The organism is Chthoniobacterales bacterium (genome assembly GCA_018883245.1).
Taxonomy (GTDB): Bacteria; Verrucomicrobiota; Verrucomicrobiia; order Chthoniobacterales; family JACTMZ01; genus JACTMZ01.
Window position 1 is genome coordinate 1 of record VEQL01000002.1, and the last position, 13,999, is coordinate 13,999.

At 61.0% G+C, this 13,999-nt stretch carries 13 protein-coding genes and 1 pseudogene; 11 read left to right on the forward strand and 3 right to left on the reverse strand.

The genetic code is table 11. From position 1 onward, the window contains the following. Positions 1 to 346: 346 nt before the first annotated feature. From FGM15_00820 to FGM15_00860, 9 genes and pseudogenes are all read left to right on the forward strand, one after another. Positions 347 to 618: pseudogene (locus tag FGM15_00820) on the forward strand (BrnT family toxin). Continuing rightward, the gene (locus FGM15_00825; protein MBU3664408.1) at positions 578 to 841 is read left to right on the forward strand and encodes a hypothetical protein; all 264 of its coding nucleotides are present in this window, start codon (positions 578 to 580) and stop codon (positions 839 to 841) included. Before FGM15_00820 ends, FGM15_00825 begins: the two are co-directional and overlap by 41 nt. A 74-nt stretch (positions 842 to 915) precedes the next feature. Continuing rightward, complete coding sequence (locus tag FGM15_00830; GenBank protein MBU3664409.1) at positions 916 to 1,179, forward strand: hypothetical protein; 264 nt, start codon at positions 916 to 918, stop codon at positions 1,177 to 1,179. After that, a complete protein-coding gene (locus tag FGM15_00835; GenBank protein ID MBU3664410.1) occupies positions 1,107 to 1,583 on the forward strand; it encodes a type II toxin-antitoxin system VapC family toxin in 477 nt (158 codons plus the stop codon). The genes FGM15_00830 and FGM15_00835 overlap by 73 nt, the downstream gene beginning before the upstream one ends. Before the next feature lie 106 nt (positions 1,584 to 1,689). Beyond that, complete coding sequence (locus tag FGM15_00840; protein ID MBU3664411.1) at positions 1,690 to 2,913, forward strand: DEAD/DEAH box helicase; 1,224 nt, start codon at positions 1,690 to 1,692, stop codon at positions 2,911 to 2,913. A gap of 49 nt (positions 2,914 to 2,962) precedes the next feature. Then, complete coding sequence (locus FGM15_00845; protein MBU3664412.1) at positions 2,963 to 4,087, forward strand: histidinol-phosphate transaminase; 1,125 nt, start codon at positions 2,963 to 2,965, stop codon at positions 4,085 to 4,087. Then, entirely contained in the window at positions 4,087 to 5,415 is a 1,329-nt protein-coding gene (gene mnmE / locus FGM15_00850) for a tRNA uridine-5-carboxymethylaminomethyl(34) synthesis GTPase MnmE (protein ID MBU3664413.1), read from the forward strand. The genes FGM15_00845 and mnmE overlap by 1 nt, the downstream gene beginning before the upstream one ends. Beyond that, positions 5,412 to 6,410 carry a quinone-dependent dihydroorotate dehydrogenase gene (locus FGM15_00855; GenBank protein ID MBU3664414.1) on the forward strand — a complete coding sequence of 333 codons (999 nt, stop codon included), beginning with the start codon at positions 5,412 to 5,414 and terminating at the stop codon, positions 6,408 to 6,410. Before mnmE ends, FGM15_00855 begins: the two co-directional genes overlap by 4 nt. Before the next feature lie 44 nt (positions 6,411 to 6,454). Further along, positions 6,455 to 7,348 (forward strand): YihY/virulence factor BrkB family protein, encoded by an 894-nt coding sequence (locus tag FGM15_00860; protein MBU3664415.1) that lies wholly within the window; start codon positions 6,455 to 6,457, stop codon positions 7,346 to 7,348. Here FGM15_00860 and FGM15_00865 read toward each other — a convergent pair. The 3 genes from FGM15_00865 to ileS all read right to left on the reverse strand — a co-directional run bounded on the left by FGM15_00865 (position 7,345) and on the right by ileS (position 11,238). Next, entirely contained in the window at positions 7,345 to 7,953 is a 609-nt protein-coding gene (locus tag FGM15_00865) for a DUF4339 domain-containing protein (GenBank protein ID MBU3664416.1), read from the reverse strand. The two genes, FGM15_00860 and FGM15_00865, sit on opposite strands and share 4 nt — an antisense overlap. Positions 7,954 to 8,034: 81 nt before the next feature. After that, entirely contained in the window at positions 8,035 to 8,496 is a 462-nt protein-coding gene (lspA, locus tag FGM15_00870; GenBank protein MBU3664417.1) for a signal peptidase II, read from the reverse strand. Between the two features lie 33 nt (positions 8,497 to 8,529). Beyond that, positions 8,530 to 11,238: an isoleucine--tRNA ligase gene (ileS, locus tag FGM15_00875; protein ID MBU3664418.1), complete on the reverse strand. Its 2,709-nt coding sequence runs from the start codon at positions 11,236 to 11,238 to the stop codon at positions 8,530 to 8,532. Positions 11,239 to 11,464: 226 nt separating this feature from the next. Here ileS and FGM15_00880 point away from each other — a divergent pair, with 226 nt between their 5' ends. Together FGM15_00880 and FGM15_00885 are read left to right on the forward strand one after the other, a co-directional pair. Further along, entirely contained in the window at positions 11,465 to 13,378 is a 1,914-nt protein-coding gene (locus FGM15_00880; GenBank protein ID MBU3664419.1) for a hypothetical protein, read from the forward strand. After that, positions 13,375 to 13,872, forward strand: a complete 498-nt coding sequence (locus tag FGM15_00885) for a DUF1318 domain-containing protein (GenBank protein MBU3664420.1) — start codon at positions 13,375 to 13,377, stop codon at positions 13,870 to 13,872. The genes FGM15_00880 and FGM15_00885 overlap by 4 nt, the downstream gene beginning before the upstream one ends. Positions 13,873 to 13,999: the final 127 nt, after the last annotated feature.

Below are 13,999 nucleotides of genomic sequence, written 5' to 3' on the forward strand. Positions count from 1 at the left end.
GTCATGGATCGGGCGCACGAGGTTCTTCCGAGCGCGGCCGTTCGGGCTGCTTCCCGGCGATTACTTTTCACGCATGGGCTGCGAGCCGCAGACGCATTGCAACTCGCGGCGGCGATCGTGCTGGCTGGGGCGGATGTTGCAGCACTCGGATTCGTGACCCTTGACGATGCGCTTGCGCGCGCCGCGCGCAAGGAAGGGTTGAGAGCAATCGGGATGGATTGAGGCCTCAACAATCAGTGGGGAGAAACACTGTCAAAACGGTGCGGGACTGTCGCCCGAGTTGAGTGGTGCGGAGGGAAGACTTGCTGGTCTTGCAAAACTTGAAAGTGTGTGTAAACTTCCAAGTGTGCTGTTTGAATATGATCCGCCGAAAAGTCGCTCCAACGCGTCAAAGCACGGTATCGATTTCGAAACGGTGCAAAAATGTGGGATGGCATCGTGGTTGGCGGACCAGCCAGATCGGTGAGCAAGGATCGCATGCTGGCGATCGGAGTGATTGACGGCAAATTCTGGACGGTCATTGCAACGTTGCGCGGCCATGTTTTGCGCATCATCAGCGCCAGAAGGAGCAGACAGAATGAAATCAAAATCTACCAAAACCACTGCGGACAATCTTGAGGGTCGTTTCGATGCGGGAGACGACGTATCGGACTATTTCGACTTTTCTCGGCCCGTCGTCTGGGGCGGGTCTCGCCGCGGTGCAGGGCGCAAAAAGCTCGGCAAGGTGCGGAAGCAGGTGATGCTCACCGAAGCCGTTGCCGAAAAGATTCGGCGCATCGCCGCGCGCAAGAAGCAAAGTTTCTCCGCCACGGTCGAGGCCGCTTGCGCTGTTCTGCGGTGAGCGGCCGGAAGGGTGCCGGCGAACAATCCAGCGGGCGTGCTTGTTGACAGAAAAGTGCAAATGTTTATCTTAAGATGATCATGCGCACGGCGGCAGAAATCATCAACACTCGACAACTGCGGGAGGAAATGCCGCTGGTTGTAGCGAGTGTGCGCCGGGGCAAGCGGTTCCTGGTGTTGCATCGCAGCCGGCCGGCGTTCGAGCTGGGCCCACCCGGCGCGGTCGCGCAGCCTTTGCCGCCTCTCGAAGACGACCCCATTTACCAATGGCAGGGCGTCGGGGAATCGAACGACGGTCTCAAAGCGGCCGATCACGATCGGGTCCTTTACGGGGCATGAGGCGTTTGTTTGTCGATACCGCGGGTTGGATGGCGTGTGCCGACCGCAACGATGTCGCGCATAGAAAATGCACTGCGGTGCGCGATGCGGAACTCCGGGTGGGACGATTGTTGCTGACGACGGATTACGTCGTGGACGAGACATTGACTTTGCTGCGCTTGAGATTGGGGCTTCGTGCAGCGAGGGAGTGGTGGGAGCGGATCTCGGGAAGCCCGAGACTGATTGTCATGAGCAGCGATGGGGAAATTCGAGAACAGGCCTTGCAGTGGTTTTTCCGATACGCCGACAAGGAATTCTCGTTCACTGACTGCACGAGCTTTGCCGTGATGAAGGCGGAGAAAATCCGCGATGCATTGACGACCGACCGGCACTTTGAGCAGGCAGGATTCAGGATGGTGCCGTGAGTCAAACGGCTGGCCACGTCCGCAGAATGTTCTTTCCGGGGGGGGGCGTATGGCCGATAAGGGAGCGCTGCGGGCGATGTCCGGGGAGAGTTAGAAAGAAGAATTCATGGGTTTCAACGAGTTAGGTTTGTCCGACGCCGTGGTGCATGGCGTCCAATCGATGGGTTTTGTGGATCCGACGCCGATCCAATTGCGCGCGATCCCCGCGGTGCTTAACGGTCGAGATCTCATGGGATCCGCACAGACGGGCACCGGCAAGACGGCGGCATTCGGCCTGCCAATCTTGAGCAAGCTTGGATCGCACACCTCTGTGCCGCGATGCCTCGTGCTTGAACCGACCCGCGAGCTTGCCATGCAGGTTGAGACGGCGTTCCGCGACTACGGGCGTTTCACCGATCTGACCGTGGCGCTGCTTTACGGCGGCGTGGGCTACGGGAAACAGCGTGAGGATCTCAAGCGCGGGTGTGACATCATCGTGGCCACGCCGGGGCGATTGCTGGATTTCATGGAGCAGAACGAAGTGCCGCTCGGCGGCCTGGAGTTTCTCGTGCTCGATGAGGTGGATCGCATGCTCGACATGGGCTTTCTCCCGCAGGTTCGGCGTATCATCCAGAAGCTTCCGAAGAAGCGTCAGACGCTGTTTTTCTCGGCGACGATGCCGTCCGAGATCGAGTCGCTGGCGAAGTTTGCCGTCAACAATCCCGAGAAGATCGAGATCGGGCTGCGGCGTTCGCCCGCCGAGACGGTGTCTCACGCGTTTTATCCGGTCGCGATGGACCAAAAATACGATTTGCTGTCCGCACTGATGGCAAAAACCAACTTCGACTGCGTGCTGGTGTTCTGCCGAACCAAGGACGGGGCTGACCGCATCGCGCGCCAACTCAAGAAAGAGAACCACTCGGTGGTGGCCTTGCACTCGAACCGCACCCAGCGCGAGCGCGAAGAGGCGCTCGAGGGATTCAAGAGCGGTCGTTACGAGGTGCTGGTGGCCACGGACATCGCTGCTCGTGGACTCGACATCGCGGGTGTTTCTCACGTCATCAACTACGACATACCTTCCCATCCCGAGGACTATGTGCACCGCATCGGACGCACGGGACGCGCCCAGGCGGTGGGCGATGCATTCACGTTGGTCACGGCCGAAGACTTGGCCATGATCGAATCGATCGAGCGGTTTATTGGCATGAAAATCCCGCGTCTCAAGCTCGACGGCTTCGACTACAAATACACGACGCTTCTGGATCCGTCGGCAACCCATGTGAAAGCGCGGGCGGCCGGCGGCGGGCGTCACCGCAGCGGCTATTCTTTCGGCATCAAGCGCCGGCGCTGAGCCTTCGCAGCGCTGGAAAAAAGCCCAGTCGCACCATAAGCTCAGTCATATGTGGAAGCACGCCAACCCGCAACTTCGCGACTTGGTTTCCTACGAGCCGGGGAAGCCGGTCGAGGATTTGGCCCGCGAGCTTGGGATCGCGGCGCACCAAATCATCAAGCTGGCTTCGAATGAAAATCCCCTGGGTCCTTCGCCCAAGGCGAAGCAGGCAATGATCGACACGCTCGAGCGGGCGCATTTTTACCCTGACGGCGGGGGCTACTACCTGCGCGAGGCGATTGCCGAGAAGCACGGGCTGTCTATGGCCAATGTGATCCTTGGATGCGGATCCAACGAGATCATCGAGTTTATCGGTCATGCTTACCTGCAACCCGGTGACGAGGTTGTCGTAGCCGAGCACTCCTTCGCCGTTTACCGTCTCATGGCGCAGTTGTTCGGGGCGAAGGTGATCGATGTTCCGGACCCGAACTTCACCCACGATCTCGTGGCGATGCTGGCGGCCATCACGCCGGAAACGAAAGAGGTTTTCATCGCCAACCCGAACAATCCCACCGGAACCATGGTGTCGCAGGAAGAGATCGACCGGTTCATGGACCGCGTGCCGGACCGGGTGATGGTCGTGTTCGACGAGGCTTACTACGAATTTTTGGACAATCCACCGGATGTTTTGAAATACGTGCGGGCCGGGAGAAACGTGGTGGTGTTGCGGACCTTCTCGAAGATCCAGGGGCTTGCCAACCTGCGCATCGGCTACGGACTGGCCGCACCGGAGATCATCGAGGTGCTGCAAAAGACGCGTCAGCCGTTCAACGTCAATGGCATCGCGCAAGCGGGAGCATTGGCCGGATTGCAGGACGCCGAGCACATGGAGCGGACGCGGCGTGTGACCCACGACGGCCGGAATTTTTTGCAGGCTGAGTTTCTCGACATGGGTCTCGAGTTCGTGCCGAGCGTGGCAAACTTCGTGCTGGTGCGCGTGGGCGACGGCAAGAAGGTTTTCGAAGCTCTCTTGCGCCGCGGGATTATCGTCCGTGCGATGGGTAGCTACGGGTTGCCGGGCTGGATCCGGGTTTCGGTGGGCACGATGCCGCAAAACGAGGCATTCGTTGCGGCGTTGCGCCAGCTGGACGCCGAGGGAATTGTGGAGCGCGGTGTTTTGGCCAAGGTGCCTTGATGCGAGGCGCGGACACCATTGCCGCCCTTGCTACCCCGTTCGGGACAGGCGCGGTGGCCATGACGCGGCTGAGCGGACCGCAGGCTGTCGAGATGGCCGACAAGGTTTTTCGCGGGCGTGTGCCGCTTTCCAAGGCTGCTTCGGGTCGCGTCCGCCTCGGCAAGATCGAGGCGCATGGTGCGGTTATTGACGAGGTTCTTTGCACGGTATTCCGCGCTCCGCGTAGCTACACGGGCGAGGACATGGTCGAGATAAGCGGTCATGGCGGCATCGTTGTCGCGCAAAGCATCCTGCGTGCATTGCTCGACGCGGGCGCGCGTGCTGCCGATCCAGGCGAATTCACGCAAAGGGCTTTTCTCAACGGCAAACTCGATCTCACCCAAGCCGAAGCGGTGATGGATTTGATTTCTGCGCGGGGCGAAGCTTCGGCCCGTGCCGCGGCCGGACAACTCGCAGGCCGGCTGGGACGCGCGGTCGGAGAATTACGCGAGGAGCTTCTCACCGCGGTGGCTCACCTTGAAGCGTTCATTGATTTTCCCGAAGAGGGGATTGATGCGGAGAGCGGGCGGGCTTTGCTCGCAAGGGTGGAGAAGATTGCCGATGGCGTGCAGCGCCTTCTGGCCACAGCGGACGAGGGGCGGATGCTACGTGAAGGCGTCAGGCTGGTCATCTACGGCGCGCCCAATGCGGGCAAGTCGAGTTTGCTCAATCTTTTGCTGGGCTATGACCGGGCAATGGTCAGCGATATTCCCGGGACGACCCGCGACACAATCGAAGAGAATCTGACACTGCGTGGTGTGCCGTTCCGGATGATCGATACGGCCGGACTGCGCGAGTCCTCCGATCCCCTCGAACTCGAGGGCATGCGGCGCACGAAGGCTCATCTCGAACAAGCGGATGTTTTTCTGCGTGTGCTCGATGCCTCGGCATGGATCGATCCGGGAGAGGTGCCGCCCCGGGAAATTCGTGTTCTTAACAAAATCGATCTTTGGCGCGGGGGCGATCTTCCGTCCGGTGCCATTCCCCTGTGCTGTCTCGACGGGCGTGGCTTGGAGCAGTTGGTCGAAGCGGTGATGCGGACTGTCGATCTTCGGATGTTCGGCCGGCTTGAGGAGACGGTGGCGATCAACGCGCGCCACAGGAATTGTCTCGACCGGGCAGCCGCCTGTCTGTCGGAGGCAAAGCGCTCTTTGGAACGTGCGGACGCGCCCGAGTTGACAGCAGTTGAGCTGCGCTCGGCGCTCGCCGCGGTGGGCGAGATCACCGGAGCAATCGACACGGAGGAAATCCTGGGCAAAATCTTCGGCACTTTCTGCATCGGCAAATGAGCTTTTATTCCGCAATTGCGCGTCCGCTGCTGTTTCGTCTTCCGCCCGAAACAGCGCACGAGGTGACCATGCATATGCTGTCGATGGCGGGCGCCGTGTTCGGCCGCTGCGTTCCTGCACCTGGCGGCAAGCGCGTGCACTGCCTCGGCATGGATTTTCCTAATGCGATCGGCCTCGCCGCGGGCATGGACAAGAACGCAATAGCGCTGCCCGCCTGGCCTCTGCTCGGATTCGGTTTTGTGGAAATCGGCACGATCACCGCGCACGCGCAGCCCGGCAACCCGAAGCCTCGGCTGTTCAGGTTGCCAAAGCAAAAAGCGCTCATAAACCGCATGGGCTTCAACAACGAGGGCGCGGAGCGTGTCGCCGCGCGTCTCGATCGCTGGAAGACCAGCGGACGCTGGCCGCGGGTTCCGGTCGGGATCAATCTCGGCAAGTCGCGCATTACGGCCCTCGAAGACGCGCCCTCGGATTATGCGGAAAGTTTCCGGTGTCTGCAGTCTTACGGCGATTATTTCGCGGTGAATGTCAGTTCCCCCAACACTCCGGGGCTGCGCCAGCTTCAAGCAGCGGATCATTTGCGCGAGATCCTTCGAGCGATTCGCAAGGAAAACACCGCGGGCAAGCCGGTCTTGGTGAAGATCGCGCCGGATCTGGCAGACGACGATATCGCATCTGTCGTGGCCGCGGGCGAAGAGGAAGGCGCAGCCGGATGGATCGCGACGAACACGACCATCGACCATCACGCGGTGCCGGCCGGCGAGGATCAGGAGGGCGGTTTGAGCGGAGAGCCGCTGCGTCAGAGATCGACGGACGTGATCCGGAAAGTTGCTGCCGCGGCTTCGCGGCCGGTCATCGGGGTGGGGGGCATCAGCGACGTCGAAAGTGCGCGCGAAAAGGTCGAGGCCGGCGCCAAGCTTCTGCAGATTTATTCGGCTCTGGTTTACGAGGGACCAATGTTGCCCCGAAGATTGGCACGTTGCTTACAGGCCTGAATCGCCAGCTTTTCAGGAGTCTACGCAGAGGTAATATCTGAGCGATGGAACCAGAGGTCCAAACAAGGAAGGAGGCGCCATCCCGCAGTCATTGGCGCATCCTCGTTGAGGCCCTGAACCGTTATGTGATGGAAGGTGGCATGACCTATGGGGCGGCGCTGACTTATTACGCGGTATTTTCCATCGGGCCACTGCTGCTGATTGCAACGGCGATTGCGGGTTGGTTTTTCGGCGAGGAAGCGGCGCGGGGCGAGCTGCGCGACAAACTGATCGAGATGTTCGGTCCCGACACGGCGTGGACCATCGAGGGCTTGCTCGCCAGCGTGCGGGCGCGCACGGCGTCGGGTTGGGCGGCCGCCATCGGTGCGATCGTTCTACTTTATACTTCCTCCAGCGTGATGCGCATGCTCCGGGATGCCATGAATTACATTTGGCGCGTCTCGCACATGCGGGAGTCAACCTGGCTCACTTGGGTCGAGCATTACCTGATCTCGCTCGCCGGGGTGTTGGTTGCCGGGCTTTTGCTCATTCTCTCGCTCATCGGAACCACGGTGCTGGCCGCGATGAAAAAATACGTGCCGGAGGGCCTTCCTTACTCGGGGACATTCCTCCTTTCCATGGAGTTCTTGGTGACTGTGATCATGGTCACTCTCGTCTGCGCCATGGTCTTCAAGTTCCTGCCCGAGGCGCGTGTCCAGTGGCGCTACGTGTGGCTCGGCGCCTTCGGGACGGCCCTGCTCTTCTCGATCGGAAAACTCGGCATGGGGCTCTATCTGGGATGGCTGAGTGCGGAGTCGTTCTACGGCGCGATGTCGTCATTCATGATCCTGCTTTTCTGGATGTATTACTCCGCGCAGGTGCTGATCATGGGCGGCTACTTCACGGAGGGATTCAGTCGCGCGCGCATGGCCGCGAAAGCCGAAGAGGGGCGGATCTAAGTTGCGGGGCCGGGGCGCGTCGCCTTGCGTGACGCGGTGGTTGCGGGGCTTTTTGCCTTGGGCGCAGATTTCGAGTTGACGTGCGATTTGCCGTTGAAGGTCGCACCGTCCTCCACCAGAACGCGGGCGGCGTGGATGTCGCCGAGAAGCGTGCATGTGCTCTTGAGCACCGCGCGATCAGTTGCGTGAACCTCGCCTTCGACGCGGCCGAAGATGATCACCGACTCGGCGCGGATGTGTGCCTTGACCTGGGTGTCTTTGGCAATGATGACGGTCGATGGACTTTGGATTTCGCCCTCCACGCGGCAAGTGACCGTGCGCTCGTCGGGGAGTTTCAAGGTGCCGATAATCTCGATGTCGTTGGGGATATGGCCGTTTTGCAACGGTGGCGGAGGTGTGGCAACAGGCGGGGCTGCGGCGATGGCATTGGGCGCGGAGCGGACGGGTTTGTCCGGAAGGATCGATGAAATCGGCCGCCACTCGGGCCAACCCTCCTGCCAGCAGAAGTCTTCGGGCAAAAAGTCGCCGGCCGCGAGGAAGACAGCGATTTCGTCGGCTTCGTGCGGGCCGTAGGTCTGTCCGTTTTTCGTGATGAAGAAGGGCATGGGCGTGCGGGGTTCAGGGGAACAATTTCAGAGGCCGGCAAGATCTACAAGCGTCACCGGTGAATCTTGGCGCGGGGAAAATCAGTTGTTTTCCGGCGTTTTGAACGAGACCCAGAAGAAGATGCCGACGGCGATGACAATGGCGGAATCCGCGATATTGAATGCCGGCCAGTGATATTGGCCTATGTAAAAGTCGAGGAAATCGACAACGTGGCCGAACCGGAGGCGGTCGGTGATGTTCCCGAAAATTCCCGCGAGAATCAGGGCGGCGGCGAGACGGCTGGGTCTGTCGGTGCTCTTGCGAAAGAGCAGCCAGAACATGACGCCGGCCATCGCCGTTCCGAACACGATGTGGAAGTTGAACCAGCCTTTCATCATTCCGAAGGCCGAGCCGGTATTGAGGACGTGCACGAGGTTGAAAAATCCCGGCACCACGGGGATTTCCCGGTGCAGGGGAATGAACGTCAACGTTGCCCATTTGGTCACCTGATCCAGTGCAAACAGGGGCAGGGTGACAAGCAGAAGGAGTCGCACGGGAGTCATGTGCTTTGCGTCGCTCTTTGCGGTGGGTGCGACCTAGCCGACTGCATCGGCGCATCGGTCGCAGAGCGCGGGGTGAGCCGGATGCTTGCCGACGCTCGGGCGGTGACGCCAGCACCGCGCGCATTTGGCAGATGCGGTTTTCACGATTTGTGCCGAATCGGACGGCCCGGATTCGAGCACCAGCTCGCTCAAGATGAAAAACTCCTCGAGTTCGGCCGCGAGCGGCTTCCACGCCTCGATCCACGCGGGATCGGCAACTTGCAATGTGACCCGGGCCTCAAGGTTGTTGGTGATGACTTTGTCCGCCCGCGCCTTTTCCAGAGCTTGCGAAACGATGGCGCGCAGTTCGAGCAGGCGGGAGCCTTCGGCCAGAGCTGCGGGATCCGCATTGCGCGGCGCGGGAAACGACTGCAGGTGGACCGAATCGCCGGGGTGGAAGTAGCCCCACGCCTCCTCGGCGGTGAAGGCGAGAATGGGGGCGAGCAGACGCGTGAGCGAGGAAAGCACCTCGTGCATCGCGTCTTGCGTCGCCCGCCGCCTCTTGCTCCCGGGCGCATCGCAATACATGCGGTCCTTGGTGATATCGACATACAAGCTGCTGAGGTCCACGGCGCAGAACTGGTTGAGCGCATGGTAAACACGGTGGAACTCATAAGCCGCGTAAGCCTCCACGCACGTCTTCTCGACTTCCGCCAAGCGCGCGAGAATCCAGCGATCGACAGTTGTCGGTGCGGCGTCCGAGGACGCGCTGTGATCGTGAAGATTGCCGAGCAGGATGCGAAGCGTATTGCGTATCCGGCGGTAGGTGTCTCCGAGACGGTTGAACATCTCCTCCGAAAAGGGAACGTCGTCGGTGAAGTTCACGCTGCTGACCCAAAGCCGGACCAGATCCGCGCCGGATTTTTCGACGAAGTGCATCGCCTCGGTCGGCTTTTGGTATCCGCCTTGGGCGGACTTCGAGATTTTTTCCCGCGTATCGACATCGACGACAAAACCGTGGGTGAGGCAGGTGCGGTAGGGCGAACCGCCCTCGATCGCGACCGCGGTCATGAGTGACGACTGGAACCAACCACGGTGTTGGTCCGTGGCCTCCAGATAAAGGTCGGCGGGGTAATGCAGCTCCGGGCGGCGCCGCAGCACGGCTTGATGGCTGACGCCGGAATCGATCCACACATCGAGCGTGTCGTGGCCCTTGGTCGTTCCAGCCGGCAGTCCGAGCATCGCCGCGAGTTCGGCGTCCTGCATTTCGAACCACGCGTTGGTTCCGCGTTTTTCCACAAGGTCGGCAACCCGCAGGATCAGTCCGGCGTCGAGGATGGGTTCGCCCTGTGCGGAGTAGAACACGGGAAGCGGAACGCCCCAGCTGCGCTGCCGGCTGATGCACCAGTCGGGGCGCGACTCCACGGTTCCGGTGATGCGCTTGAGTCCCCAGTCCGGAATCCATCGCGTGTTGTTGATGGCTTTGATCGCTTCGGGGCGGAGGTCGTCGATTCGGATGAAGAACTGCTCGACTGTGCGGAAGATGATCGGCGTCTTCGATCGCCAACAATGCGGATACGAGTGTCGGTAAGGCGAGGCGCCGAGCAAAGCGCCCGTCGAGCGCAGGTGATCGACCACGAGGGGATTGGTCTCGAAGACTTGTTTTCCGACCCACGCACCCACGCCGCACTCCGCGGTGAAGCACCCCAGGTCATCGACCGGGCAAAGAATTTCGAGTCCCTTCGCTTTGCCCAAATGGAAGTCGTCGGCGCCGTGTCCGGGCGCAATGTGAACACAGCCTGTGCCGGTGTCCATGGTGACGAAATCGGCCCCGAACACCGGCGACTCGCGGTCGAGGAACGGATGGCGGGCAACGGTTCCCTCGAGGTCCGCGCCGGAAAGTCTTCGCGCATCTCCCTGCGGTTGCCATCCGGTTTCCGCGACGAAGGCCTGGACGCGGTCCGCGGCCATGACAAGCAAGCGGGCTGTGCCATCCTTGGAAAAAGTCTGGAGGGCGTATTCGTGCTTCGGGCTCACCGCGATAGCCAAGTTCGCCGGCAACGTCCATGGTGTGGTGGTCCAAATGACGATGGCCGCGTCTTGGGGGATGTTTTTTCCACGCACCACGGGGAATGCCACATGGACGGCTGGTGACTCCTTGTCTTTGTATTCCACCTCGGCCTCGGCGAGCGCCGTTTGTGCTCCGTAGCTCCAGAGCACCGGCCGTTTGCTGCGATAGACGAGGCCTTTTTCGACGAAGACAGAAAAGGCGCGCAGAATGTCCGCTTCGTAGGACGGATCGAGGGTGAGATAGGGGTGCTCCCAGTCGCCGAAGACGCCGAGGCGGCGGAATTGCTCCCGCTGCAAATCGATGTATTTGCGCGCGTAGGCTTCGGAGCGCTTGCGGACTTCGACCGGCGAAAGCCCGGCCTTTTCTTTGACCACCTTGAATTCGATCGGGAGACCGTGGCAATCCCAGCCGGGCACGAAGGGCGCGCGGAAGCCGGCCATGGTCTTGGACTTCACGATGATGTCCTTGAGGATTTTGTTGAGCGCGGTGCCCATATGGACATCGCCGTTGGCGAAGGGGGGACCGTCGTGCAGGACAAAAAGCGGCGCATCCTGGCGCGCTTGCTGGATCCGTTGGTAGAGACTTTCTTTTTCCCACGTCGCCAGCTGCTGCGGTTCGCGGGCGGCAAGCCCGGCTTTCATTGGAAACTCGGTGCGCGGAAGATTCAGCGTCTTTTTGTAGTCTTCGCTCATGTCAAAAAGGTTCATAATAGGCCGTGGAAGGGCCGAGGGCAAAAGTAGAAATTGACGCGGCCTTTACGCCGGACAGATTGGGTGCCGTGACGGCAAGGGAGAAACAGGGCGGCGGGGCGGCAAAGGCGGCACGTGCTGGCGTGCAGCCATGAGCGCGGATTCGCCGAAAGGGGAGAGTCCGAAGCCTCGCAAGCGTTGGCCGCTGAGGACGGCCTTGATTGTGCTTATGGCGTTGTGTGCATGCGCGGGTTTTGTCGCGTGGAAGGGACCCTCGGCGGCATTACGCTGGGCGGTGAGGACGTGGGATCCGGCTTTGAGGCTGAGAATCGACAAAAGCATCTACCACGACGGCGAGTGGGTTCTTCGTGGCGTGGCTTTGGAGTTGCGCGGACGGCGTGACCCGGTTTTCCGGAGCAAAGAAATCCGCGCCGGTTTGGGATCGGGGTGGATGCGCGGGAAAATCGGAGCGCTGCGGCTCGTGGAGCCCATTGTTCATTTGGACAAGGTTTCTCTCGCGCATTTTTCACGCGGATCTTCGGGCCAACTCCCGATAACGATCGGGAAAGTCTCGATCGAGCGCGGACACATTTGGCTGGAGAACGCGGGAGAGCAGGGGCTGGAGGTTTCTGCGGACTTCCAGGGAGAGATGAGCTCGATCGGTCCCGGAAGCAGCGGCGAGACGCGGGAGCTTGCGTTCTCGAATGTGTATGTGGCTGCGCGTGACGGTGACTCCACGCTTCCGGTTTTGGGGGCCGACCGTGCTGGTGTGCGGTTCACGTTGGACGGATTGCTGGCGGGACGCCTCGCCGGTGCGAGGATCGAAGGCGGATGGATGGTCGCGGGTGAGGGACTCCGCAAACTCATGGCGGACTCCGGACATGACGGTGGGAACGGAGGCGAGGGCGGGTTTGTTCTGGAGTCTCTGGACATCGTGAAGATGCAGCTCCAGCCCGACGGCTTGCCCGGCGGCTTGCCCGAGCTGCGCCTGCGGGTGAATACCGCGCTGCGCAACGTGCCGCTCGGCGCGGTGACAAAGGAATTGGCGCAGACCGTCCACCAGATCGAATTCAGCGATGTGGAATTGCTCTCACCCACGGATCCTCTGCGGCGCGCCGTCACCATCCGCTCGCTTTTCGTCAAATTCACGCTCGAGGGCCTGGCACGGCGCGATCTGGAGGAATTGATCGTTCTCGGTCCGACCGTTTATGTCGGCGAGCCGCTATTCGAATACATGCAGGGCGCGGACAAGGCGGCAGGGCCTCCGCAGCCGGACCAAGAATGGAACGTGGACAAGTTGCAGATCAACTTCGGCCGCGTGGTCATCGCCGTCGGCGGGCGCTCGCAGGTCGGTTTGCCTTTGGCTTTCCACACGTCGGTCACCAATCTTTCGCTGTCATCACTTGCCGGTCTGAATGTGGAGCTGGTCCTGACCGTCCCCACCGAAGACTACGATTTTCCCGCTTACGATCTGTCGCTGTCGAATGTCCGCGGCGACCTGCGCTTCAATTACCCGCCGGCGTGGAACCGGAACAACCTCGTCAACGTGATCAAGTTCGACCGTGCGCGTTGGAGAAACTTCCACGCGAGCGAACTCTGGTTGTCGGTGACCTACGATGAAAAAGGCATCAACGGGCTCTTCGGCGGCCGCGCGTATCGCGGTTATGTCAACGGAGGTTTCAGCTTTTTTCTCCAGCCTGATTCCCCGTGGACCGGATGGGTGGCGGGAACAAGCGTCGATCTCGATCCGCTCACTGCAGACGGAGTTCCGCAGCACGTCGTTATGGACGGCCGGAGCAACTTCAAACTCGAGGCCAATGGCCGTGCTGCCGTGGTGGAACGCGTGTCCGGCAGCGCCGCCGCGAAGGGGAAGGGCCGTCTGGTCGTGAACAAGCTCAACGATATGCTCGCGGCGATCCCGGCGGAATGGTCGGCTCTGAAAAGTGAACTGACGCGGGTCAGCCTTGAGACCTTGCGCGACTTCGACTACACGAAAGCGTCATCGGATTTCTGGTTTGTGGGCAAGCAGGGCATTATAAACGTCAACATGAAAGGCCCTGCTGGTTCGCGGAATTTGGAGATGGTTTTCCACGGGCGCGACACGGCAAAGACGGCCCGTTGGCAGCAAGGGGGGCGGAGATGAAGTGGTCCGCCGCAGCCATTCCCGTGCTCTTGCTGGCCGCAGCTTGCAAGGGGCCGAACGTGAGCCTGTCCACCCCCGAGCCGATCGTCGTGGATATCAACATGCGCGTGGACATTTACGAACGCGGCGGCGGTTCGTCGTCGGCCAAGCCCTCGCCCGCGGCGGACATGCCGGCGGCCGATGCAAGGCGGCGTTCGCGGACGGGTGACATCCAGACGTTCAAGAATTCGCGTCTGGTCGGGGAGGGGCGCGACGGCCTGCTGTCCGTGCTCAGCCGGCCCGAGGGCAGCTACGGCGCGTATGTCGAGAAGACGGTGGCGGAAGAAAATGCCGACCGTCTGGTGGTCATGCGGGAGCTTGCCGCCGAGCGCAAAATGTCGTTGCCCGAGGTTCAGGCGCAACAGGGGGAGTTGTGGCGCAACAGGTCGTTCAGCGGCGAGTGGGTCGAGGTTTTGCAGGACAACAACTCGTGGCGCTGGGCCCAGAAGCAATAGAGCCTATCACAACACCTCGCGGGGTGGCGCAGAGACATGCCGGATAGGGTGGCATGCCACAAACGAAAATTATCCGCACTGCCACGCGCGCAAGGTTTTGGGATAGTTTGTAGATTCAGTGTTGTTT